This is a genomic window from Serratia sp. M24T3, from assembly GCF_000257645.1.
GTDB lineage: Bacteria > Pseudomonadota > Gammaproteobacteria > Enterobacterales > Enterobacteriaceae > Rouxiella.
The window spans coordinates 1-741 of record NZ_AJHJ01000090.1 but is presented as its reverse complement, the minus strand read 5'-3'; the positions used below and the strand labels follow the sequence as shown (position 1 = coordinate 741).

Here is a 741-nt window from a genome sequence, read left to right as displayed (position 1 = left end):
GGATTTAAGTTTCGTGAAGCGAAAATGAGTGAATGTCTACGCCAGAGAAAGTTTGCTATTGACTTGCAGACTATTAGTGCACAACGTTGACTTACTAAATATACAGTTTCAACGTAGAACTTCGCATTCAAGACGGTTAATCGATCCTGCCTGTTGTCACGGAGACGCCTCACTTACGAATATACTGTATGAGAAGTTCACGTGGTTGAATAATACTTTCTCTAAAATACACTTACATTAAAACTAATAACCTTCGAACAGCAGGTTGTTATCGTCTTTGTGATTTTGAATCTATGGCTAATTTGTATATGTCTGAAACAAGTTCCACTCATTCTCTTCCCATGCGCTATGCAGATTTTCCCTCTCTTGTGGAAGCTCTGGACTATGCGGCAAAAGGAAGCACAGGAATGAACTTCTATGACCGTCGCACCCAACTGATTGCCTCCATTGACTATCACACACTCAAACTACGTGCAATGGCTGGAGCTCGGCGCCTGTTATCACTTAATCTTAAAAAAGGCGATCGAATTGCACTTATTGCTGAAACCAGTGTTGGTTTTGTGGAAGCCTTTTTTGCCTGTCAGTATGCCGGGCTGGTAGCGGTTCCGTTAGCCATTCCGATGGGGTTGGGTCAACGCGCCTCCTATATCACCAAACTGCAGGGTTTGATCACTAGCTGTAGCCCAGCGGCGATTATCAGCAGTGAAGAATGGCTGCCGTTGATTCAATCAGCCGTCATTG

1 protein-coding gene is annotated in these 741 nt (G+C 44.0%); it reads left to right on the top strand.

The window, feature by feature from the left end:
• Positions 1-308: 308 nt before the first annotated feature.
• Positions 309-741: AMP-binding protein (locus tag SPM24T3_RS24085; protein WP_237713144.1), on the top strand; the 433-nt coding region annotated here is incomplete at its 3' end.